This window comes from Caballeronia sp. GAFFF1 (genome assembly GCF_023630705.1).
GTDB lineage: Bacteria > Pseudomonadota > Gammaproteobacteria > Burkholderiales > Burkholderiaceae > Caballeronia.
Genome location: NZ_JALQEM010000034.1, coordinates 52,928 through 75,782 on the forward strand (window position 1 = coordinate 52,928; position 22,855 = coordinate 75,782).

The following is a 22,855-nucleotide window of genomic DNA, read 5'->3' on the forward strand; positions in this document are numbered from 1 at the left end:
CACGATGCGCTCAGGCGTCGAGTCTGGCGGGCGCCATCTTCGGCGTCAGCACATGCATGACGGCAAACGCGACGAGGTAAGCCAGCGCGCCGATCGCGAAGAGCGCCCAGTACTGACCGGTACGCTGCAGAACCTGACCGATCACTTCCGAGAACAGCACGCCGCCGATCGAACCCGCCATCCCGCCGATACCGACCACGGCGCCCACCGCGCGACGCGGGAACAAATCCGAAGCCGTCGTGAAGAGATTCGCCGACCATCCCTGATGCGCCGCCGCCGCGAGTCCGACGATCGCCACCGCGAGCCACAGATCGTGCACCTGCGAAACGAATGCAATCGGCAGTACGCAGCATGCACAGATCAACATCGCTGTTTTGCGTGCTGCATTCACGCTCCAGCCCGCGCTCAGCAGCGCCGATGAGATCCAGCCGCCGCCGATGCTGCCCACCGTGGTGATCGCATAGATCACGACGAGCGGCAGGCCGATGTGCTGCATGTCCATGCCGCGCGATTCGTTCAGCCACTTCGGCAGCCAGAACAGGTAGAACCACCACACGGGGTCGGTCAGGAACTTGCCGATGAGGAACGCCCACGTTTCGCGCTTGCGGATCAGCACCTTGAAGCCGGGCGCGCCCGCCTTCGCATGGCCGGCGTCCGCAGCTTCCGCTTCGTCCTTTTCGTGCGCGAGGTCGTCGTCGTGCGTGCGGCTGTCCGGCTGGCGATACATGAAGAACCAGACCACGAGCCATACGAGGCCGATTGCGCCGACGATCACGAACGCCGCGCGCCAGCCCATCGCCACGGCGAGCGCCGGAATGATGGCGGGCGCGAACACCGCGCCGATATTCGCGCCTGAATTAAAAATGCCAGTGGCGAGCGCGCGCTCGTGGCGCGGAAACCATTCGGCCGTCGTCTTGATCGCTGCCGGGAAGTTGCCGCCCTCGCCGATGCCGAGCAGCGCGCGAACCATCGCGAATCCCATCACCGAACCGACCGCCGCATGCAGCATGGCGGCCAGGCTCCAGACGAACATCGCCAGTGCGTAGGACAGGCGCGTGCCCAGCCAGTCGACGATGCGTCCGAAGCACAACAGCCCGACCGCATAGAACGCCGAGAAGGCGATGACGATGCGCCCGTACTGAATCTGCGTCCAGCCGATGTCATGCTGAAGCAGAGGCGCGAGCAGACCGAGGATCTGCCGGTCCATGTAGTTGATGACGGTCGCGAAGAAGAGCAACGCGCACACGATCCACCGATACCTGCTGGCAGTGCGTGCGACGCCGACGACGGCTGTTTGCATGAATGTCTCCGGTACGCGGCGGCGCTCGTCGTGCCGCGTGTCAGTTCGTGAAGGCGACGGGCGCCCTTTGCATGCGTCGGCGTGGACCGCCGCGCTGCGCTTTCTTGGAAAACGTTTTTCGAAGGATATAGCGATCGCACCGGTAACGCCTACCCCGGGACTTACCCTAACCATTACGTGCGCCGTCAGACGTCGCGTCGCTACGACGAGTCCGTGTTAATCGTTTTTCTGTCGACGCGGCACATTGGCGTTCTGCGCGCCGCATGCCGCATGCAAAATGCCGGCGGGATAGCGCGGTCAGCCGTGACTGGAAGGGTCTCGCGATCGAAGAAAAAGCTCGATCCATTAAAGGAATGTCCAGTTTTTGCCGATAGTCACCGGACACCTTCCCAAGATCTAAGTACTTATGCTCTTCCAACGTCTCGCCCGCATGAATGCCGGGACCCAGTTTGCCGTCCTCGCGTGCACGCTCGCCGCTATCGTCGTCGCCTGTTTTACGCTTGCCGTCACGCGCTCCGCGGGCGAGCAAGTCGACGCCCACGCGCTCGCCCGCGTGGAAAGCGACAATCGCTCGATCGTGACGATGATTCGCCTGTACGACACGGCAGTGAACGCCGAAGTCACGCGCTTCATGACCATCTTTTCGCATCGTCTGCCTAACGAATTCACGCTCGACGACACGCACACGGTCGAGGTCGCCGGCACAGCGACGCCGCTCTTGAGCGCGGGCGACAAGCCCTTGAACGGCGACTTCTCACTGCCCGATGCGTTTCTCGAAGAAAGCGGCGCAATCGCGACGATCTTCGCCCGCACGGGAGACGACTTCGTCCGCGTGACCACGTCGCTCAAGAAGCAGGACGGTTCGCGCGCCGTGGGCACGATGCTCGACCGCAAGGGCCCCGCTTACGGCCCGGTGCTGGCCGGGAAAAGCTATATCGGCATGGCTGCGCTCTTCGGCAAGCAATACATCACCGAATACAAGCCCGTGAAGGATGCGACAGGCCGCGTGATCGGGGCGCTTTTCGTGGGCGTCGATGTGACGACAGAAATGACCGCGCTCCAAAACGACATTCGCAAGTTGACAGTTGGCGAGAGCGGCTATCACTTCGTCGTCGATGCGTCGAACGGGCCGAACCGAGGCAAGCTGCTCGTACATCCCGGCAACGAAGGACAAGTGGCCGATGAGCGCGTCGCACCGTTCGCGCACATGCTCGAAACCCGCGAAGGCCAACTTGCGTTCGATGGCGCCGACGTCCCCGGTGCCGACGCGCATGTCCACGGCGGCGCCAAGGAGATCGTCTTCACAACGGTGCCGGAATGGAACTGGATGATCGGCGGCATCGCTTATCGCGATGAATTGCTATCCGGCATTCGCGCAAGCCGCAATCGCTTCCTGTTGCTTGGCCTCTTCGTGATCGCCGCGCTCGTCGCCGCGCTGCTCTATGCCGTCTCCAGGCTCGTTGGCGCTCCTATCGACGAAGTGACGCGCGCTTCGGAACGCATCGCCGCGGGCGATCTCACCGTGCGCATCGACACGGCGCGCCAGGACGACATCGGGCGTCTGATGCGCGCCATCGACGGCGTATCGCAAGGGCTGGCGGGCATCGTCGCGCAAGTGCGCAGCGCATCCGCCGATATGACGGACGGCACCGCGCGCATCGCGTCCGGCAGCAGCGACATCGCATCGCGTATCGCGACGCAGGCATCGAGCGTCGAGGAGACCGCGGCGAGCATGGAACAGATCACATCGACCGTTCAGCAGAACGCAGCGAACACCGAGCAGGCGGGCACGTTGGTGGCATCCGCATCCGACGCGGCACGCGCGGGCGGCGAAGCCGTTGCGCGCGTCGTCGAGACGATGAGCGACATCGATGCATCCGCTCGACGCATCGCCGACATCACCGCGACGATCGAGAGCATCGCATTCCAGACGAACATTCTTGCGCTCAACGCAGCCGTCGAGGCGGCGCGTGCGGGCGAACACGGCAAGGGCTTTGCTGTCGTCGCATCGGAAGTGCGCGCGCTGGCTCAACGAAGTGCCGGCGCGGTCAAGGAAATCGACGCGTTGATCTCGGAGTCCGCGACCAAGGTTTCGCACGGCTTCAAGATTGCAGAGGAAGCGAGCGGCACCATGCGCGGCATCGTCGACCAAGTGGCGCGCGTGAATGCGATCGTCGGTGAGATCGGCGTCGCTTCACGCGAGCAGGCTTGCGGTATCGAGCAGGTGAACACGGCCGTGATGCAGATTGGCGAAGCGACGCAGCAGAACGCGTCGCTTGTCGGCGAAGCGGAGCATTCGACCGCCGAACTGCGCGAGCAGGCCGAGCGGCTCGCACATGCAGTCAGCATGTTTCGCGTGTGACGCACGCGTGACTTGAAACGTCTGTAAGCAAGCGGCTCACGTCGCTTGTCGAACGCGCTCGCAGGCGGCGTCTCGGGCGTCGCCGCGCCTCAGTCTTCCGCACCCCCGCCTTGGCACTGTCCTTGCTCCTTCGTCGTCGAGCCATACCCGGCGCGACCTTGACCTGCGGGAGGCAACCTAGTATTTAAACGACGACCACGCATCCTTCTTTTAGAACGGCTAGGATGCTAGGAGCCAGTGAATCGACGCATCGGCGCGATCTTGGGCTCGTTCGGGGAACCCACCGCAGCGAAGATGCTCTATTGCGTGGCGCGGTCGACGTGATGTGCATCACATCGGGGCATGCGCTTCGATGCAAAGGCATCGACCGGGTCGACCACTGCCTTGACATGCGGCCGGGTCCGCCAGCATGTATAACTAGACATCGCAACCAGCAACGTGCCGCTTGTCGGGCGGCATGCCACGCCAATGTCTGCGATGCGACCGACCGCATGATTCGTCCGGGGAGCGCGACGTTTCGCGCCACGGCGTCGCCCTTTCGGCGGCGCTTCCTTCAACCCGATTTAGACGGAGCGTCCCTATGTCTTTCGAGCGTGACCCTGGGTCAGACACAAGTCCGCTGCTCACCATCGTGGTTGCAGCCTATAACGTCGAGGGGTACATCGAAGAAGCGCTCGAGTCGCTACTGAGCCAGCCACACATCGACGCGATGCGCATCATCGTCGTCGACGACGGGTCTCATGACGAGACCAACTCCGCAGTCCAACTGATGGTCGAACGCGACGGCGGCGCGCATATCCAGCTCATCCGGCAGCAGAACGCCGGCGTCAGCGCCGCCCGCAATCTGGGTCTTGCCGCGGTAAAGACGCCCTACGTCGGCTTTCTGGACGGCGACGACATCTACCTAAAAGGATTCACCGAGGCCATCATTGCGCGCCTCGCGGAAGGTAAGTACGACATGGTCGAGTACAACGTGAGCATCATCGACGACGACGGGCGCCAGCTGGATGAACTCGTCCTGGTGAGCGAAACGGAAGGCGGCGATCATGCGGTGGATCGCGATGCGCGACTGCATTTCGCCGATACGTTTCACACGTTCGTCTGGGCGCGCGTGTATCGCACGGACCTGTTCAAGACCACGCAGTTTCCCGTCGGCCGCCATTACGAAGACATGGCGCTCATGCCGTCGTTGTATCTGCTCGCGAATCGTATTTACCGCATTGCAGAGCCGCTGATCGGCTATCGCAGACGATTCGGCAGTATCACGCAGAAAGCCACGCTGCACGATATGCGCGATTTGCAGGTGAATGGCGTCGAGGCGCTCGCGCGCTGTGACGGCGGCGACATGGACGATTTCTGGCTCGCCGTGTTCGACAAGGTTTTTCAGCGCGCCTGCCACGTTTGCGCGCGAGTCGATCGCGCTTCGTTTCGCGAGGCGTCGGAAATCCTGTCCGCCATGGCGGCCGATCACCGGAGCACGCGCGCAAGGCTTGCCGAGCGCAGCGGACGCGCAGTGGTCGAACTCAAGCCTTTCGACCTCAATGTGCGTACTGACCGGTCGATTCACTTCCTCAAGTCGCTGGTGAAGAAAGTCCTGAGGCGCAGCCTCGATCGTCATCAGCGGGAGCGGCGGCCGCTCGGGAGGGAAAGACTGCGCATCACCGAACGATCACGCGTTTGAGGTCGCGCGAGGCAGCGCGGGCGAGCATCCCGCGTTTCGCAGTAAACTGCACGCATGGAAAAGTGCCCCTATTGCGAAAGAATCCGCGACGAATGGGACTGTCACGGACAAACATGCCGCACCGCCATCGCCCGCGCGCTGCGCAGGCAACGCATGGGCTTGCCTATGGTTGCCAAGGTCATACGCAACGAGATTCCGGCGGGCGCATCGACGGGCGAAGTCATCGCCCAGTTGTCGCGGCAACGCCTGCGCGCGCGCCGCGCGAACGAAGAGCGCCGCGAGCGCAAGGCCGCCGACGATCTGGACGTCTGAACGTCAGTGGGTTGGCGCGTTCAGCAGGCGTCGAGCACCGCGCGAAAACCGTCGGCGGTGAAAGGCTTCAGGAAATAGCCGTCGAAATGCTCATGCAGTTCGTTCCTGTGCCGGTCGTCGCCGGTGACCGCCACGACGCATGCAAGCTGGCTCGGTCCCGCCGCCCGCAATCGCCGGCACAGGTCGCGGCCGTCCACATCCGGCAAGCCGATGTCGATGAAGATGGTGTCGTAGCGGTTCTCCGCTGCGAGCAGCATCGCCTGATGACCGTCATAGGCCACATGCGCGACGTGCCCGAGAGACACGGCGAGGTCTCTGAATGCATCGCAAAGACGGGCGTCATCTTCTACAAACAGGACATACATGATCGGGCATCCGGAAGGCGTGGTTCGCGTCGCGCTTGAGGCCGAGGCGTCAGGCAATGAACGCACGCAAGAACCGAGCCATTTTTCTGGCCTTTGAATCAGGCCGTGGTATCGGGCCGTGAGAGAGGAAGCTGATGCTGCAGGGCGTGAAGCCGAGCGGCATCGATATAGCCGCGGGTGACCATCAAATTCAGCGCGTCGAGCGTCGCTTGCGAGCCGCAAAGGCGCGTGGCCTTGGCATCCGCATCCCGTTCCAACATCGCCGCGCGCGCGTCGGCACGGGTGCGCCTCGCCCTTCGTGACGCGAACACAATTAGCGCGAAGCCTGCACCGGGGACGGACACGCGCCAAAGCTCACCGTCCGGCGACGCCGCGAACAGGGCGCATGGCACCGCGAATACCAAGCTCACGCCGAACAGCGTTGCCACGAAGTCCGCGAGCAACGCGGCGCGCTGCGTCGCGTGAGCGACTTCGTGCGCGAGAACGAGGCGAAGCGCGGGCTCGGGCATCCCGAGCGTGCGGGAATCGATTTCGATGCGATTGAACAAGGCGTCATAGCACGGCCCGCACGACGTCTCCACGAACCGGACGCCGGGCGTCGCGATGCCCAGCGCCTGCGCATAGTGCGCGACGAGCCGCAATGCCAGTTGCTGCGCCTTGTCCATGTCGCAATGTCATTCCACCGGGTTGTCGCTCCACGCGCTGCGAGCCTGCCATGCGTCGAGGTCACGCGCGAGCCGCGCGAGTTTGGCGCGCACGAGTTCCATGCCGGCGTTGCCGAGCACCAGATGCGCGGGCGGCTCGGCGGATTGCGCCGCTTCGATGATGACTTGCGCTGCGCGCACGGGGTCGCCCGGCTGCTTGCCGCTCGTCTGCGCGATGCCCGCGCGGCGACGGCCTGCGACTTCGGCGTAATCGTCGATCGGCTTGCGGGTCTGACGCAACGAGCGCCCCGCCCAGTCCGTGCGGAACGGTCCCGGTTCCACTGCCGTGACCCTGATGCCGAGCTCTTCCGTTTCACGTGCAAGCGCCTCGCCGAGCCCCTCCAGCGCGAACTTCGTCGCGGCGTAATAGCCGCTGCCCGGATTGCCGACAAGACCGCCCACCGACGTGATGTTGACGATATGCCCCGCCCGGCGCTCGCGCATGCGTGGCAACACCGCGCGGATCATCGCAGCCGCGCCGAAGAAATTCGCTTCGAACATGGCGCGCACTTCGTCGTCCTCGCCTTCTTCCACCGCGGCGAGATAACCGAAGCCGGCGTTGTTCACGAGCACGTCGATATGGCCGAACGATTCATGCGCCGCAGCGACGGCGGCGGCAATGTGGTCCGCGCGGGTCACGTCCAGTTGCATGGGAAGCGCGCGGCCCTGCGCGCGCTCGATCAGATCCGCGACGCTCTTGGGATCGCGCGCAGCGACCACCGCCCGCCACCCGCGCTCGATGACGGCCGTGGCAAGTTCGCGGCCAAAGCCGGTCGAACAGCCTGTGATGAACCATACGGGTGAATCGCTGCTTGATGCTGACATAGCGTCTCCTCCGTGGGAGATAGCGGTATGTCAGTCATTCTGAGCGCAATGCCGTGAACGTGCTTGCGACGCTGCCGCTGTACGGCGTAATCAACGCATCTAATGCTTCCCCCAACCAAAAGCGGCAAATTGAACCGACGCCTGAGAGAGGCCAAGTAATTTTGTTTAATGTGACGTGCGTAAGTCCACATGCTTAGCAGAAACGCGTATTGGACCAAAATCACGAGTCATGGTAAAAATGTATTCGCTCGACATCACGGGCGCATCTTCAACGAAATTCGTCTCTTAGGGTTGGAAAAATGGCAACAGGTACCGTCAAGTGGTTCAACGATGCAAAGGGTTTTGGTTTCATTACGCCGGATGACGGCGGTGAGGACCTGTTTGCACATTTCTCCGAAATCCAGTCCAAGGGTTTCAAGTCGCTTCAGGAAAACCAGAAGGTGAGCTTCGAAGTCAAGCAAGGCCCGAAGGGCAAGCAGGCTTCGACGATCCAGCCGCTGTAAGTCAGTAATCAGCAGGCTGCCTCGGCGCACAACGGCCCTTCGGGGCCGTTTGTTTTTTTGCACTGCAGCCTCTTTCTCTTCGCGATGACGCCGCTTTGTCAGCGTCGCGGCAAGGGCAATAAGTCAGTAGAATTCACGCATCACATTCAAAGCTGCGATTTGAAGCAGCGACCTTTCTGGATCTTCATTGGCGTGAATCCGCGAAGCAGCCTAGAAAAGCGCCGTGTCTGGCCACGGTACACCGCTCATGCGTTGCTCATCATGCTCTGGTGTGTGTTCGCTAACGCACATGCGCAATCGTTTGCATTAAATGCGCGTGCAGCGCGTTTCGTGAGCGCGGTCGTGATGGACGACTTTCATACGGCTCAATCAGGCGGCGGCTATCTGTTCTCCTATGACGCTCACGAGACCGATTCCACGCTCAAGATGAAACTCGCGCGCTGGTTTTCCGGCGTCGATCCCGACGCGATCCGTATGGCTCCAGCCGAAAAGAGAACGCTCTTCGGCTTTTATTGGGCGGCGAGCATGATGTCCGAGAAGTCGGCCTGTTTCGACTCCATCGCGCAGGCCGCTTGCAGCGAAGAGCTCGGCGCGTGGATGGCGCGCGAAGCGGCCGACGACCCCCGTTTCGTCCGCGCGTATGAGTCGGCGGCGAAGGCCCTTGGCTTGCCCCCTTACGCAAGTCCGCTTCAATGAGCGGCTGATCTTCGTGCGCCGTTTCATCGGCAGGGTCGCGGGCCCACGCGATTTTCGCCGCCACGCTCGCGAGCACGGACAGCGCGCCAATCGTTTCCAGTAGAGCGGCGATCATGATGTTTCATCGATGCGAAAGCATCGGCCCATACGTTCGCAGGAAGAAGGCGATGGTGATGCCTGCGCTCAGAAGCAGCGTTACGGCCTGAATCGCGCCAGGCGGAGCACGACGCCCCAACTGCGCGCCGCTATAACCGCCCGCGATGGCCGCGACGAGCATCGCAAGGGTCTCCGGCCAGCGCACCGCGTGCGCCAGCGCAAACGTCACCACCGCGACCGAGTTCGCTGCGCTGACGAGCAACGTACGCGGCGCGTTCAGGCTCTTGAGATCGCGCGCGTCGAGCAAGCCCCAGACGGCCATCATCATGATGCCGACGGCTCCGCCAAAGTAGCCGCCATAGACGCCAAGCACCAACTGAATCGCGAGAACCGACGGCGCGCCGATGCGCCAGCGTCGCCGCAAGGCTTCGCCAAGCGTGCGGCCGAATGCGAGCGCGAGACTCGCGCAGAGCATGAGCCACGGCAACAGGAACGAGAACGTGGATGACGACGTGCAGAGCAGCAGGGCCGCGCCGATCAGCCCGCCGATGACGGTGATCAGAAGCATCGCGCGAAGCGACACCGGGCCGACCGGACGCAAGCCGTCGCGGTACGCCCACGCGCTGACCACGCCGCCGGGAAAGAGCGCCACGGTCGACGAAGCGTTCGCCTGAACCGGGGGCAAGCCCGCTGCAATGAGCGCGGGCAGGCTCACGAACGAGCCGCCGCCCGCCAGCGCGTTCATCGCGCCCGCGAGGAAACCCGCGCCTGTCACAACGATAAGAGGTTCCATGCGGCAGATCGTAGCGGGCGGCCTGCGCGCTTACAATCTGGCAATTCCAATGCGAGGCTTCGGCGCGACCGAAGGCACGGCATGCGCTTCGACCTCACCGACATGCGGCTTTTTCTGACCGTGCTGGAGCGCGGCAGCATCACGGCGGGCGCGCAGGCCATGCATCTTGCGCTGGCATCGGCGAGTGAACGCATTGCGGGCATGGAAGCGGCGCTCGGCGCACCGCTTCTCGAACGCAATCGCCGGGGCGTGCAGGCGACCGCCGCCGGCGAAGCGTTCGTGCGGCATGCGCGCATGATTCTGTCTCAGGTCGAACAGATGAAGGGCGAGCTGCGTCATTACGCAACCGGTCTCAAAGGCCGCATCAAACTGCTGTCGAATACGGCTGCCCTCGCCGCCTTCCTGCCGAAGCAACTCGCGCGCTTTCTGGCGGCGCATCCCGATCTCGCCATCGATCTCGATGAACGGCCGAGCGTCGATATCGTGCAGTCGCTCGCCGAAGGCCGCGCGGACCTCGGCATCGTGGCCGATATCACCGACCTCGCCAGCCTGCAGACGCATGTGATCGCGCGGGATCAACTCGTCGTGGTCGCGCACTGCACGCATCGCGTGGCGCAGCAATCAGCCGCGGCGTTCGCGGATATCGTGAGCGAAGCGTACGTCGGACTCGCGGATGCCGCGCTGGAGATGCATCTGGCCGAACGCGCGTCGCGGCTCGGCAAGCAACTGGACTACCGCATCCACATGCGCAGCCTCGACAACGTCGGCATGCTGGTCGAAGCGGGCATCGGCATCGCGATTCTGTCGGACGTCTCGGCGCAGGCGTTGCGGCGGCCCGGTCTCGCGATCGTGCCGCTATCGGAGCCTTGGGCCACGCGCCGCCTGCTGCTCTGCGCGCGCGCTTTCGATGCGCTGACGCCTCATGCGAGTCTGCTCGCGCACCAACTGATCGAGGCTGCGGCTTAAAACGCCCGTCCGACGATCAGCGGATCGACCGGACCGATCGTCCTGATATCGCGATTCGCATAGGGCAGCCGATGCAGCACATAGCGCATGGCATTGAGGCGCGCGCGCTTCTTGCAATCGGAGCGCACGACGGTCCACGGCGTATCGGCGGTATCGGTGTGCGCGAACATGGCTTCCTTGGCGGCGGTGTAGTCGTCCCACTTGTCGAGTGAAGCGAGGTCGACGGGACTGAGCTTCCATTGCTTGAGCGGATGCACTTGGCGCTCCTTGAAACGGCGGCGTTGTTCGGCGCGGCTCACGGAAAACCAGAACTTGATGATATGCACGCCGCTTTGCGTGAGATGCCGCTCGAATGCCGGCACCTGCTGCATGAAGGCGTCGTACTCCTGATTCGTGCAGAAGCCCATCACGCGCTCGACGCCTGCGCGGTTGTACCACGAACGGTCGAACAGCACGATCTCGCCGGCAGTGGGAAGGTGTTCGACGTAACGCTGGAAATACCATTGGCCCCGCTCGCGTTCCGAAGGCTTCTCCAGCGCGACCACGCGCGCGCCGCGCGGATTCAGATGTTCCATGAAGCGTTTGATGGCGCCGCCCTTGCCGGCCGCATCGCGCCCTTCGAACAGGATCACGACGCGCTGACCCGTCTCTTTCACCCACGCCTGCAGCTTCAGCAATTCGACCTGAAGCCGGTACTTCTGCTTCTCATACGCCTGGCGCGACATGAGATGCTTGTACGGATACTCCCCGTGACGCCAGCCGGGCGACAGTTCTTCGTCCTGACGCTGCCTGCGCGATGCCGGCGCTCCGACGAGCGATGTCGCCTCGAAGAGATACGCGCGCAAGGTGGCCGCTTCGTCCGGAGACAGACCGCCTATGATGGCTTTCAGCGTGTCGATGCGCGTTTCGGTGCTTTCGCTGGTCGAGGCGGCATACGCGAGCACGTCCGCCATGCCGCTCGTGATGAGTTCATTGGCCGCATCCACTGCGTCCTGCGTTTCCTGCTTGAGAATGGCCTCGGACGCTTCGGCAACGCTCACGTCGCCGTCGTGTTCCTGCGGTTCGCGTCGAGAAGTCGGGCCTGCGGACGTCCCGGTTGGTCTTGCGTTTTTCAAAGTCCTTTTCTCCCTAATGCCGCAGCGTATGCGGCGGCGCGTGCTCAAGCCGTCTCGTCAAGCCGCTTCGGCGGCCTTACGCAATACGACGTACAGCTTGTCTTTCAGCAACAGCTTTTCTTTCTTCAACGCTTCGACGGCAAAAGGATCGGCCCGGGTGACGCCGGTCTCCATATTGCGGATTTCATGATCGAGGGCATTGTGCCGGTCGAAGAGCTTCGAGAAGTGCGCGTCTTCAGTCTTGAGCCGGGATATCAGGTCACGGTATTCGGGAAACATGCTGCGATTCTCCATGCGGTACGGATGAGAACGTCATTCAACACTACGTAGTACATCTTACCGATTGGCGCCGCTGTTTCGCCGCTCGCCGGCCGCTTCCATGCTGCGTAATATCGCCGCATCCGAACGCGTCGCATCCGAACGCCGCATGCGAGTCGTAGGCGAAAACCCTTCTGCCCGCCGACCCGTCCGCCGCGCACAATGGTCGTTCTGGGACGGCGCGTTCCCGCAGGGAGACATCATGAAGACAACCGTTACCTCCGTCGTCGCGTTAGCGATTGGCGCTGGCGGCCTCGTTCTTGTCACCGCTTCGCAGGCGGACAATTCCGCTGCCCACAAGCTCGGGCAGATCGGCGTCATCAATCAGACGCTTCAGCCGAAACCGGCTAAATCGGCGCCCGCCTATTCGAATTCCAATACGACCTCCACCGGAAGCACTTACGGGAATACGGCGAACGGCGTCAACGGTCAGAACCCGTCGAATGCGGCCGCGAACACCGGCGCCGCCGCTCGCGCAGGCGCAGCCGCAGGCAGCGGCAAATAGACCAGACTGCTCCGCTTTGCGCGGAGCCGGTGCGCTTCGTTATCATGTTCCGCCGATCGGGCGGACGCCCCCGGTCGGCTTCGAACGCGAACGTGCCGGCGGCCAGGAGCGCATGGAATGAACCTCCGGGGATTGCAGTGCTTTATCGTGCTCGCTGAAGAGCTCAACTTCAGCCGTGCAGCAGAACGCCTGCACATTGCGCAGCCCGCGCTTTCACAACAGATCCGCTCGCTCGAAGAACGTCTCGGCAGCCAATTGGTCGACCGCGGCAGCCGGCCCTTGCGTCTCACGGAAGCGGGCAGCTATTTCTATACGGAAGCGCGGCAGATTCTCGAACGCTGCGAGCAGGCGGCGCTCGGCGTGCGCGCGATCGACGCCGGCACGCTCGGCTGGCTTGCAATCGGCTTTACCCGTTCGGCCATGTATAGCGTGCTGCCGCCGGCGCTCAAGGCATTTCACGCAGCGTATCCGAAAGTCGAGCTCAAGCTCTTCGAAATGTTGACCGAAGAACAAGCCGATGCCTTCCGCGATGCGCGCATCCATATCGGCATCGGCAGACAGGCGCCGGACCGGCCCGGCTGCGCGACGCGCACGCTGTTGCAGGAACGCGTGATGGCCGTGCTCGCATCCGATCATCCGCTCGCGGAACGCGACACGGTTCGCATCGACGAACTCGCGCAAACGCCGCTCATCGTTTATCCGAAGCATCCCGCCGCGCATTTTCCGCGCTTCATCGCTTCGCTGTATCGCGATGCGGGCGCCACGCTCAACGTCGCGCACGAGGCCTACGAGATACAGACCGCCATTGCGCTCGTCGCCGCAGGACTGGGCGTCACGTATGTAGGCGAATCGGTGGCGCTGCACGGCCGCTCCGACGTCGTCTATCGGCATCTTGCGGGACCGGGCGCGGCGCAGGTCACGTCGCTCACGGCGACCTTTCGAAGCACTGACGCCTCGCCGCATGTGCAGGCGTTTCTTGCGTGCCTTCCTTTTGCCGAAACGCCACGCTGACCGAACGCGGCACCGCTTACGGCCGCTATAAGCAAAAGCCTATGGAAGCATGCGGAATCCGTCTTGGACGGCGGGCCTGTCGCGTTTCATGATGAGCGTTCGTGGCCGAAGCGCAGAAGCACTCACTTCGACCATCGAACAATCATCAAACAGCCATCGAACGACGTCGGCCAAGAAGCCGGCGCATGGAGACGACGATGACACGCGCGCCTGCTTCCGAGATCGAGTCCGCGACCGCATCGGCGACGATGCATAAGGTGTACCGCCGCCTCATGCCGTTGCTCTTCGCGATGATGTTCTTCAATTATCTCGATCGCATCAACATCGGCTTCGCTGCGCTCGACATGAATCACGCGCTCAACTTCAGCCCCGCCGTGTTCGGCTTCGCGGGCAGCGTGTTCTTCGTGGGCTACATGCTTCTCGAAGTGCCGAGCAACCTGCTATTGCATCGCGTCGGCGCGCGAAGATGGATCGCGCGCATTCTCATCACATGGGGCGCGGTCGCGGCGGCGACGGCCTTCGTCTTCAACGACACGAGCTTCTATACCGTGCGCTTTCTGCTCGGCGTCATGGAAGCGGGCTTTCTGCCGGGCGTGGCCGTCTATCTGACTAAGTGGTTTCCCGAGCGCTACCGGGCGCGCGCAGTGGGCGGCTATATCATCGCGGGCTCTTTTTCGGCGGTATTGGGCGGTCCCATCTCGACGGCGCTCATGACGTATGCCAACGGCCTGCTGGGCCTCGCGGGCTGGCAATGGATGTTCATCTGCGAAGGCGTGCCCGCCATCCTGCTCGGCCTCGTCACTTTGAAAGCGATGCAGGAGCGCCCTGCCGATGCCGACTGGCTCACGGCCGAAGAGAAGCAATGGCTCGAAAGCACGCTTCAGGCGGAACGCAAGCAGCTAGGCGGTGACGCGCATGTGTCGATGTGGCGCGTAGCCGGCGATATTCGCGTGTGGAGTCTCGCATGCCTCTTCGGGTGCGCGCTCGTCGGCATCTACGGGCTCTTTCTGTGGCTGCCGCAGATCGTCAAGGGACTCGGCCATCTCACCAACATCGAAGTGGGCTTTCTGTCGGCGGCGCCGCCGCTCCTGGGCGTGCTCGGCACCTTCATCATCAGCCGCAGCTCGGACCGCACAGGTGATCGCAAGAAGCACCTCGCCTTCGTCTATGGCATGAGTGCGATTGCGATCGCCGCGAGCGCCTACGCGCCCTCGCCCGTCATCGCGTATGTGCTGCTGTGCGTGACCGGTCTTTTCATCTATGCAGGCAATCCGCTCTTCTGGAGCCTCGCTGCGTCGTTTCGCACGGGCGCGGCCGGCGCCGCGACGATTGCGCTCATCAACACCATCGCGCAGTTCGGCGGGCTCGTGGGACCGTGGAGCATCGGGCTCGTGCGCAATGCGACCGGCAACTTCAAGCTCGCGCTCGTGACGATCGCCGCCTTCCTCGTCGTCGCGACGATCATTGCGCTCGTCATGCGCGTGCGTCCATCCGACGATGCAGCGGTCGAGGAACGCACCGACGACGCGCGCCGCAGCGCCTGAGCATTCGTTTCGAATCCACGACACTTACACGAGCCATTCATGATTATCGACTGTCACGGTCACTACACCACGTCGCCGCCGGAACATGAAGCGTGGCGAACGCGCCAGATACAGGCGCTCGCCGACGGCACGCCGGTGCCGCCCCGCCCGCGTATCAGCGACGATCAGATCCGCGAGAGCATCGGCAATGCGCAACTCAGAGTGCAACAGGAGCGCGGCATCGACCTGACGATCTTCTCTCCTCGCGCCGCCGGCATGGGCCATCACCTGGGCGATGCACAGGCCAACGCGGCATGGTCGAGCGAATGCAATGACCTGATTCATCGCGTCGTGTCCTTGTTTCCGCAGCATTTCGTCGGCGTGTGTCAGTTGCCGCAAGCGCCGGGCGTCGATCCGAGGAACTGCATTCCCGAATTGCGGCGCTGTGTCGAAGAGCTGGGCTTTATCGGCTGCAATCTCAATCCGGATCCGTCGGGCGGTCACTGGTCCGGTCCGCCGATGACGGACCGCCATTGGTATCCGCTCTACGAAGCGCTGGTCGAACTGGACGTGCCCGCGATGATTCACGTGTCTTCGTCGTGCAACCCGAATTTCCATGCAACGGGCGCGCATTACATCAACGGCGACACGTCCGTCTTCATGCAGTTGCTCACCGGAGATTTGTTCGCGGATTTCCCGACGCTCAAGCTCGTCATTCCGCATGGCGGCGGCGCCGTGCCGTATCACTGGGGCCGTTATCGCGGGCTCGCGCAGGACATGAAGCGCCCGCTTCTCTCCGACTACCTGCTCAACAACGTGTTCTTCGACACCTGCGTCTATCACCAGCCCGGCGCCGAGCTGCTCGCGCGCGTGATACCCGCGAAGAACATTCTCTTCGCTTCCGAAACCATCGGCGCGGTGCAAGGCATCGATCCCGAGACGGGCCATCACTTCGACGATACGCGCCGCTATATCGACGGCATTCGCTGGCTGAGCGACGACGACAGGCAACGCATTTTCGAAGGCAATGCGCGCGCCGTGTATCCGCGCCTTGCCGCCCGGCTCGAACAGCACACACGCATTCAAGGAGTCGCATGATGAATCGTCCCGGATGGCGGCACAATCCGTCCGCGCCGCAAGCGAGCGCCGAGTTGCTCGACGCGCTGGCGTCACTTGCGGTATCGCTCCTCTCGGACAACATGGCGCGCGCGTCGGGGACAGTGGGCCTCGTGCCTTACCATCGCCCCCGCGTCATGGCGGGCACGGCGGTGACCGTGCGCACGCGTCCCGGCGACAACCTCGCGATTCACGCCGCTTTCGATTTCTGTCGCCCGGGCGACGTGCTCGTGATCGATGGCGGAGGCGACCTGCATCAGGCGCTCATGGGCGACATCATGGCCAGCTATGCGGAAAGTATCGGCGTCCGGGGTCTCGTGATCGACGGCGCGATACGCGATGTCGCTTCGCTGCGTGCCCGCGACTTTCCGGTGTACGCGCGCGGCGTCACGCATCGCGGGCCGTACAAGAACGGCCCCGGCGAGATCAATGTGCCTGTCACCGTCGGCGGCATGGTGGTGCATCCGGGCGATATCGTCGTCGGCGATGAAGACGGCGTGCTCGCCATAGCCCAAGCCGACGCGCAAGACGTGCTCGAAGGTGCCCGCGCTCAAGGGATCAAGGAAGCGCAGGCGTTGCGTTCCATCTGCGAGGGCGCGTTCGACCGGTCGTGGGTGAACGGCCAGATCGAGCGGGCGATGAAAGTCTGACCGCATGGTTTGCGCAGACGTATCGAAAGTCAATCAGTAAAAGCGCCCGGTTCGCGAAGCGCTGCGCGCCTTTGTGCGGCGTGCCTCACACCGGGAATCGCACGATGGTTCGCAGAAGAGACTGACGTTCACCTTGCAAAATATGCTCAAGCTTTCTTAATCGTTTCACGCGAAGCCATTCAAATAATCAACATCGGGTTATCGTTTGCGCGGCTTTTTCCCTCGGTAGTGTCGAAGGCATACTGTGCCTACATACAAATAAATGCTGAGAGAAAGCCATGTACGGGGAATCGAGAACACTTTACTTCGCAGGACGGGCAGCGTCGGACGATCTGACCGAACGACTGCATGCGCGTGGCTGGGCCATCGAATACGTGACGCCTGCCAAGCCGCCTAAAGCCGCCAGGCACGACAAGCGCGCCGCGGCAGGCGTCATCGATCTGACGAGCCGTGGCTATGCCGGGGACACGGCCGCGCTCGTGGGCTTACTTTCGAGCCAGCGCATCGGCTGGGTCGCGACAGTCGATCCCGATCATGCGGAAAATCCCGATATTTCCCGCCTGATCCGCGATTACTGCTTCGACTACGTGACGATGCCGTCGGCATCGGACCGTATCGTCGATGCGGTGGGCCATGCATACGGCATGGTCTCGCTGCACGACGCCGCTTCCAACGATGCCTACAAGACCGATGGCCAGGAAGTCGGCATGGTCGGCACGTGCGAAGCGATGCAGGGCTTGTATCGCTCCATCCGAAAGGTCGCCATGACCGATGCGCCAGTCTTTATCTCGGGCGAATCGGGCACCGGCAAGGAACTGACGGCGCTCGCCATTCACGCGCGTTCGGCGCGTCGCGATCAGCCGTTCGTGGCGATCAACTGCGGTGCGATTCCGCCGCATCTCTTGCAGTCCGAGCTCTTCGGCTATGAGCGCGGCGCGTTCACCGGCGCGAACCAGCGCAAGATCGGCCGCGTCGAAGCGGCGGACGGCGGCACGCTCTTTCTGGATGAGATCGGCGATCTGCCTCTCGAAAGTCAGGCTAGCCTGCTGCGCTTCCTTCAGGAACGCAAGATCGAGCGCCTTGGCGGGCAGACGTCGACGGCGGTGGACGTGCGCATCATTTCGGCCACGCACGTCGACATGCAAACCGCGATGCTCGAAGGACGCTTCCGCGCGGACCTGTATCACCGTCTGTGTGTCTTGCAGATCGATGAGCCGCCGTTGCGCGTGCGCGGCAAGGACATCGAGTTGCTCGCCAACCATATGCTCGAACGCTTCCGGCGCGATGCGAGCCGCCGCCTGCGCGGGTTTTCGCCCTGCGCGATCGCCGCGCTTCACAACTACGCCTGGCCCGGCAACGTGCGCGAACTCATCAATCGCGTGAGGCGCGCCATCGTCATGAGCGAAGGGCGACAGATTCTCGCGAGCGATCTCGAACTCGGCGACTATGTGGAAGCCGCGCCGACCACGCTTGCGCAGGCGCGCGAAGCGGCGGAGCGGCAGGCCATCGAGGTGGCGCTCTTGCGGCATCGCGGACGGCTCGGCGAAGCCGCCGACGAGCTCGGCATCTCGCGCGTCACGCTGTATCGCCTGCTCACGGCCTACGGGCTGCGCGCGAAAGAAGAGCGCACGTTGCAGGTATCGAGCGCTTAAAGCCGCACGGCGACGTGCATCGTCAGAAGGGCGGCGGGGCGTCCTGCCGCAGGAAGCGGAGAATCCGGCTCACCACGGTTCGCGCCTGCTCCTGCTGGACCCAATGCCCCGCGCCTTCGATGAAGTGCGCCGCGCGAAAATTTGTGCAGGCGTACTGGCGCATGGCTTCGAAATCGCCCGGTCGCTGATAGCAGCCCCAGTCGCTGCTTCCCGCGATGAAACACGCGGGCACGTCGATCGTGCGCCCTGCCCACAGGCGCAAGCGCGCGCTCTGCGCTGCGTCGTTGCTCGCGCGATACCAGTTCAATCCGCCCTGAAATCCCGTTCGCGCGAATTCGCTCGCATAAACGTGCAGTTCGGCGTCGTCGAGCCACGCGCACGATGCGACCTCTTCCGCGGACGGCATGGCTTGCGCGACCGTCTGCGGCATGGTCTTGTCCGCGTCCATCACGTAATAAGCGGGCAGCAGAGCGAGTTCTTCGACAACGGGCGCGACAAGCGGATGCGGCCGGTTGCCGGACCAGTCCGCGCTCTTGACATGCCAATACGCGCGCAGGAAATCGGCAAGTCCTTGCGGCGCGTGCCGCATATCGTCGTTGGCTTTCGGCTCCGCGAAGTAGCGTTGATAGTGCTTGCGCGGCGGATCGAGCAAGGCCAGATCGTTCATAGCATCGGTCATCGCGGGTGAAGGCGGTTCGTCGAACGCGAAGCGAGGCGGTCCTGCAAACGGCGCGCTCATCATGACGACAGAGCGGAAGACGTCGGGCCTCGTCAGCGCGCACCAGGCCGCCACGGGCGAGCCGAAATCGTGCCCCACGACAGCGGCAACAGACCGATGCCCCAGCGCGAAAACGAGGCCCAATGTGTCGAGGACGAGGTTCGGCATGGCGTAATCGGCGAGATCGGCGTCGAAGCCCGTGTCTGCCCCGCTGGTTCTGCCATAGCCTCGCTGGTCCGGCGCGATGACGTGATAGCCGGCATCGGCAAGCGGCTTCATGACCTTGCGCCAGCTATAGGCCAGTTCGGGAAAACCGTGCAGCAACACGATGCACGGCGCTTCCGGCGTGTCATACCCCGCTTCCAGCATATGCATCGACAGGCCGTTGCCGTTATCGACCATGCGCGCGCGCACGCCATCGGGCAAAGGCATATCCGGCAGCGTTTCATTCATGCGCGGCTCCTTTCTGCGAGAGCCCACATGATGCCATTTTCGGCAAGCGCCGAGGCGCTGCACGCTTTAACATGGCGAGTTATGAGGCAGCTATCAATGCTCGCCTCAACGCCTTACGTCTACTTCCGGGATTCTTCAGCCATGACAACCTCTACTTCCCGCCGCCGCGCCGCCTTTCGCGAACTCGTGAATGCCCGCCGTGGTCTGCTTCTGCCCGGCGCATTCAACGCGATGAGCGCGAGCCTCATCGCGGACCTCGGCTTCGAGGCGATCTACATCACGGGCGCGGGCGTCACCAACATGTCCCTCGGCATGCCGGACCTCGGATTCATGGGACTTGCGGAGATTGCGGAGCATACGAACCGGATTCGCGATGCAGTGGACCTGCCGCTCGTCGTCGATGCGGACACGGGCTTCGGCAACGCGCTCAACGTGCGCCATACGGTACGCACGCTCGAGCGCGCCGGCGCGGATGCCATCCAGCTCGAAGATCAGGTCATGCCCAAGAAATGCGGCCACTTCGCGGGCAAGAGCGTCATCTCGACGAGCGAAATGCTCGGCAAGATTCGCGCCGCCGTGGACGCGCGCGAGGACGAGAACCTGCAGATCATCGCGCGCACGGACAGTTGCGCGGTGCACGGTTTCGATGCCGCGATCGAACGCGCGAATCAGTTCGTCGAGGCAGGCGCCGACATTCTCTTTATCGAAGCGATCGAAACGCAGGAGCAGATCGCATCCTTGACCCGGCTCGTCGCCGCGCCGCAACTCATCAATATCGTGATCGGCGGCAAGACGCCGGTCACCGGCCGCGACGACTTGCAGAACCTCGGCTTCAGTCTCGTGCTCTATGCGAACGCCGCGTTGCAGAGCGCCGTGCGCGGCATGCAGACCGCGCTGACCGCGCTCAAGCAACAAGGAAAGCTGGACGAAGATCCGGCTGTGGTCGCGCCGTTCTCGGAGCGTCAACGGCTCGTGAAGAAGCCTCTCTTCGATGAGCTCGACCGCAAGTACGCAGCGGATTAAATCTTTGCGGGAATGCGTTGGGTGCATGATTTCATCGAAGAAGCGCGACGACAGTGCGACGACAGCGCAAGGCGTGAGCCGAATCTTTGCTATGCTCGCCTACGCAAGAATGCATGCGTTGCACACGCGTTGCATTCGCCTCATGGCGCATGGCGCTCAACGAAAATCAGGAGATTGCAGATGGCAAAAGGCTATTGGGTCAGCGCATACCGCAAGATTGCAAAGCCCGATCAGGTTGCTGACTATTCGAAGCTCGCAACCGTCGCGATTCAGGAAGGCGGCGGCCGCGTGCTGGTCCGGGGCGTGGCGTCGACGGTGCACGGCGCGGGCATCGCGGAACGCACGGTGCTCGTCGAATTCGACTCGCTCGATCAGGCGCTCGCCACGTTCAACGGCGAGAAGTATCAGGAAGCGCTGAGAGTGCTGGGCGATGCATGCGAACGCGACTTCCGCGTGGTCGAAGGCATCGCGTAAAGCACGGTGAGCCGATGGCGGCGTGCTCGCGCCGCCATCGCTCGCTCACGCGTTCATTGACCCGGCGCGTAAAGATCGAGCAGGCGCAAGGTCACGCCATTGGTCCATCCGAAGCCGTCCTGTAGCGGATATTCCCCGCCGCCCCCACCGCCTGTCCCCGCCCCTTCCACGACATACTTCTCGACGAGCTTTTGCTGCGTCGCATAGACATGGTTCACGTCGGAGAGAAAGCGCGTGCCGATTTGCTGCGCGAGATCGCCGCGGCCATAGCGTCGCAAGCCCTCGACCGCTATCCAGTGCAGCGGCGCCCAGCCGTTTGGGGCATCCCATTGTTGAGCCGTATTGAAGGTCGTGGTCGTCAGGCCGCCCGGCTTGAGCAATAACGTTTCCACCGTCCGCGCCGTGGCGTGCGCGCGCTCGGGCCACGCCGCCCCTGCGAACAACGGGTAAAGCATCGCCGCCGAGGGGTTGTTGCGCGGCTGACAGAGCTGCCAGTCGTAGTCGCCGTAATAGCCGTTGTTATTCCACAGATACCGGTTGATGCCGATGGCACGCTTCGCCGCCTTGCCGACGAACTCCGCGACACAACCGAAGTCGCGCGCCTCGCCGCAACCGCGTGCGATGGTCGTTTCCAGATGGAACATCAGGCTGTTCAGATCCACCGGAATGATGGACGTCGTGCGGATGGTGGCAAGCGTCTGGTTGTCGCCGAACCATCGCGAACTGAAATCCCAGCCGCTTTCCGCTGCCGCGCGCAGATCGCGATACACCTCGTTCGCGGGACGGTTCGTCACGAGCCGGGCGGTCTGAACGTCTTCCAGATACGACTCGTCGCGCGGCGTGTCGCGTTCGTCCCAATAGCGGTTGAGGACGGTGCGATCGGGCAGCATCACGACATTGCGCACGGCCTCGCCGGGTTGCAGCGAATGCGCGCCCTTCATCCAGTAGTGATATTCGCGGCGCAGTTGCGGCAGATACTTCTGGTACACGCCTCCGCCTTCCTTATGCGCGGCAAGCTCCACCATGTAAGAGAAGAACGGCGGCTGCGAACGGCTGACATAGTACGTGCGATTGCCGTTGGGAATATGGCCGATGGTATCGATCAGATACGCGAAGTTGTCGAGCATGTTATCGACGAGATCTTCGCGGCCTGCTTCCTGAAGGCCCAGCATCGTGAAATAGGTGTCCCAGTAGTAGCCTTCGCGAAAGCGTCCGCCCGGCACGACGTAGGGCTTCGGCATGGGAATCAGCGTGCTGTATGGCGGCACGGTTGCGGAGTTGCGCGTGAGTTGCGGCCAGAGCCAGTCGATATGCTCGCGCAAGGTCTGATTAGGCGGCGGCGTGATGACCTGATCGGTCGGCGGCGTGAAGTACTGCGCGACGAATGCGGAAAGACTGAAGCCGGGAACGATACGCTGTTGCGCGTAGAGCTGATTGATCTGCGCCGGGTCGATCTTTGGCGTCGCATCGACAAAGGTCTTCTGGTCCGGATAAATCTTCTGCGTTTGCACTGCGATGAAGAGTTCGCCATAGAGTTCGCTAGGCGGTGGCGGCACGACATAGCTGCTCTGGGCATCGGCATAAGCGACGCTCGCCGCGCCGAGCAAGGCCCATGCGCCGAACAGCCGGCGCGCGTTCAACGAATGGTGCTGCGACGCGTCAAGCGTCATGCGATATCGCGACAGTACGATCAT

23 protein-coding genes are annotated in these 22,855 nt (G+C 63.1%); 14 read left to right on the forward strand and 9 right to left on the reverse strand.

Annotation, left to right across the window (positions count from 1 at the left end):
• Positions 1 to 10: 10 nt before the first annotated feature.
• The gene (locus NCR37_RS19910) at positions 11 to 1,300 is read right to left on the reverse strand and encodes an MFS transporter (RefSeq protein WP_250474554.1); all 1,290 of its coding nucleotides are present in this window, start codon (positions 1,298 to 1,300) and stop codon (positions 11 to 13) included.
• A gap of 430 nt (positions 1,301 to 1,730) precedes the next feature.
• Between NCR37_RS19910 and NCR37_RS19915 the strand changes: the two genes are divergently transcribed.
• From NCR37_RS19915 to NCR37_RS19925, 3 genes are all read left to right on the forward strand, one after another.
• Positions 1,731 to 3,662, forward strand: coding sequence for a methyl-accepting chemotaxis protein (locus NCR37_RS19915; protein WP_250474555.1), 1,932 nt, complete (start codon positions 1,731 to 1,733; stop codon positions 3,660 to 3,662).
• Positions 3,663 to 4,242: 580 nt separating this feature from the next.
• The gene (locus NCR37_RS19920; protein WP_250474556.1) at positions 4,243 to 5,343 is read left to right on the forward strand and encodes a glycosyltransferase family 2 protein; all 1,101 of its coding nucleotides are present in this window, start codon (positions 4,243 to 4,245) and stop codon (positions 5,341 to 5,343) included.
• Positions 5,344 to 5,397: 54 nt separating this feature from the next.
• Positions 5,398 to 5,655 (forward strand): hypothetical protein, encoded by a 258-nt coding sequence (locus tag NCR37_RS19925; protein ID WP_250474557.1) that lies wholly within the window; start codon positions 5,398 to 5,400, stop codon positions 5,653 to 5,655.
• Between the two features lie 20 nt (positions 5,656 to 5,675).
• Here NCR37_RS19925 and NCR37_RS19930 read toward each other — a convergent pair whose 3' ends face one another.
• From NCR37_RS19930 to NCR37_RS19940, 3 genes are all read right to left on the reverse strand, one after another.
• Positions 5,676 to 6,020, reverse strand: a complete 345-nt coding sequence (locus NCR37_RS19930) for a response regulator (protein WP_159832771.1) — start codon at positions 6,018 to 6,020, stop codon at positions 5,676 to 5,678.
• A gap of 98 nt (positions 6,021 to 6,118) precedes the next feature.
• Positions 6,119 to 6,685, reverse strand: coding sequence for a M48 family metalloprotease (locus NCR37_RS19935; RefSeq protein ID WP_250474558.1), 567 nt, complete (start codon positions 6,683 to 6,685; stop codon positions 6,119 to 6,121).
• 9 nt (positions 6,686 to 6,694) lie between these two features.
• Positions 6,695 to 7,549, reverse strand: coding sequence for an oxidoreductase (locus NCR37_RS19940; protein WP_250474559.1), 855 nt, complete (start codon positions 7,547 to 7,549; stop codon positions 6,695 to 6,697).
• A gap of 299 nt (positions 7,550 to 7,848) precedes the next feature.
• Between NCR37_RS19940 and NCR37_RS19945 the strand changes: the two genes are divergently transcribed.
• Complete coding sequence (locus NCR37_RS19945; protein WP_008347993.1) at positions 7,849 to 8,052, forward strand: cold-shock protein; 204 nt, start codon at positions 7,849 to 7,851, stop codon at positions 8,050 to 8,052.
• A gap of 426 nt (positions 8,053 to 8,478) precedes the next feature.
• Positions 8,479 to 8,748 carry a hypothetical protein gene (locus NCR37_RS19950; RefSeq protein ID WP_250474560.1) on the forward strand — a complete coding sequence of 90 codons (270 nt, stop codon included), beginning with the start codon at positions 8,479 to 8,481 and terminating at the stop codon, positions 8,746 to 8,748.
• Between the two features lie 121 nt (positions 8,749 to 8,869).
• Here the strand turns inward: NCR37_RS19950 and NCR37_RS19955 are convergent, their stop codons facing one another.
• Entirely contained in the window at positions 8,870 to 9,637 is a 768-nt protein-coding gene (locus tag NCR37_RS19955) for a sulfite exporter TauE/SafE family protein (protein WP_250474561.1), read from the reverse strand.
• Between the two features lie 81 nt (positions 9,638 to 9,718).
• Between NCR37_RS19955 and NCR37_RS19960 the strand changes: the two genes are divergently transcribed.
• The gene (locus NCR37_RS19960; protein ID WP_250474562.1) at positions 9,719 to 10,603 is read left to right on the forward strand and encodes a LysR substrate-binding domain-containing protein; all 885 of its coding nucleotides are present in this window, start codon (positions 9,719 to 9,721) and stop codon (positions 10,601 to 10,603) included.
• Here NCR37_RS19960 and ppk2 read toward each other — a convergent pair.
• Together ppk2 and NCR37_RS19970 are read right to left on the reverse strand one after the other, a co-directional pair.
• Positions 10,600 to 11,643 (reverse strand): polyphosphate kinase 2, encoded by a 1,044-nt coding sequence (gene ppk2 / locus NCR37_RS19965; protein WP_250474563.1) that lies wholly within the window; start codon positions 11,641 to 11,643, stop codon positions 10,600 to 10,602. The two genes, NCR37_RS19960 and ppk2, sit on opposite strands and share 4 nt — an antisense overlap.
• A gap of 132 nt (positions 11,644 to 11,775) precedes the next feature.
• Entirely contained in the window at positions 11,776 to 11,997 is a 222-nt protein-coding gene (locus NCR37_RS19970) for an HP1242/YdcH family protein (protein ID WP_250474564.1), read from the reverse strand.
• 64 nt (positions 11,998 to 12,061) lie between these two features.
• Here NCR37_RS19970 and NCR37_RS19975 point away from each other — a divergent pair, with 64 nt between their 5' ends.
• The 6 genes from NCR37_RS19975 to NCR37_RS20000 all read left to right on the forward strand — a co-directional run bounded on the left by NCR37_RS19975 (position 12,062) and on the right by NCR37_RS20000 (position 18,493).
• Positions 12,062 to 12,541: a hypothetical protein gene (locus tag NCR37_RS19975; RefSeq protein ID WP_250474565.1), complete on the forward strand. Its 480-nt coding sequence runs from the start codon at positions 12,062 to 12,064 to the stop codon at positions 12,539 to 12,541.
• Positions 12,542 to 12,658: 117 nt separating this feature from the next.
• Positions 12,659 to 13,552, forward strand: a complete 894-nt coding sequence (locus tag NCR37_RS19980) for a LysR family transcriptional regulator (RefSeq protein WP_250474566.1) — start codon at positions 12,659 to 12,661, stop codon at positions 13,550 to 13,552.
• A 185-nt stretch (positions 13,553 to 13,737) separates the two neighbouring features.
• A complete protein-coding gene (locus tag NCR37_RS19985; RefSeq protein ID WP_250474567.1) occupies positions 13,738 to 15,096 on the forward strand; it encodes an MFS transporter in 1,359 nt (452 codons plus the stop codon).
• Positions 15,097 to 15,135: 39 nt separating this feature from the next.
• The gene (locus NCR37_RS19990) at positions 15,136 to 16,173 is read left to right on the forward strand and encodes an amidohydrolase family protein (RefSeq protein ID WP_250474568.1); all 1,038 of its coding nucleotides are present in this window, start codon (positions 15,136 to 15,138) and stop codon (positions 16,171 to 16,173) included.
• Positions 16,173 to 16,841, forward strand: coding sequence for an RraA family protein (locus NCR37_RS19995; RefSeq protein WP_250474717.1), 669 nt, complete (start codon positions 16,173 to 16,175; stop codon positions 16,839 to 16,841). Before NCR37_RS19990 ends, NCR37_RS19995 begins: the two co-directional genes overlap by 1 nt.
• A gap of 278 nt (positions 16,842 to 17,119) precedes the next feature.
• Positions 17,120 to 18,493, forward strand: coding sequence for a sigma-54 dependent transcriptional regulator (locus NCR37_RS20000; protein ID WP_250474569.1), 1,374 nt, complete (start codon positions 17,120 to 17,122; stop codon positions 18,491 to 18,493).
• A gap of 22 nt (positions 18,494 to 18,515) precedes the next feature.
• Here the strand turns inward: NCR37_RS20000 and NCR37_RS20005 are convergent, their stop codons facing one another.
• The gene (locus NCR37_RS20005) at positions 18,516 to 19,613 is read right to left on the reverse strand and encodes an alpha/beta fold hydrolase (protein WP_502800565.1); all 1,098 of its coding nucleotides are present in this window, start codon (positions 19,611 to 19,613) and stop codon (positions 18,516 to 18,518) included.
• Positions 19,614 to 19,805: 192 nt separating this feature from the next.
• On the opposite strand from NCR37_RS20005, the gene NCR37_RS20010 reads away from it, so the two are divergent.
• Together NCR37_RS20010 and NCR37_RS20015 are read left to right on the forward strand one after the other, a co-directional pair.
• Positions 19,806 to 20,687: an isocitrate lyase/PEP mutase family protein gene (locus NCR37_RS20010; protein WP_250474571.1), complete on the forward strand. Its 882-nt coding sequence runs from the start codon at positions 19,806 to 19,808 to the stop codon at positions 20,685 to 20,687.
• A gap of 180 nt (positions 20,688 to 20,867) precedes the next feature.
• Complete coding sequence (locus NCR37_RS20015; protein ID WP_250474572.1) at positions 20,868 to 21,161, forward strand: DUF1330 domain-containing protein; 294 nt, start codon at positions 20,868 to 20,870, stop codon at positions 21,159 to 21,161.
• A gap of 53 nt (positions 21,162 to 21,214) precedes the next feature.
• Here the strand turns inward: NCR37_RS20015 and treA are convergent, their stop codons facing one another.
• A complete protein-coding gene (gene treA / locus NCR37_RS20020) occupies positions 21,215 to 22,855 on the reverse strand; it encodes an alpha,alpha-trehalase TreA (protein WP_250474573.1) in 1,641 nt (546 codons plus the stop codon).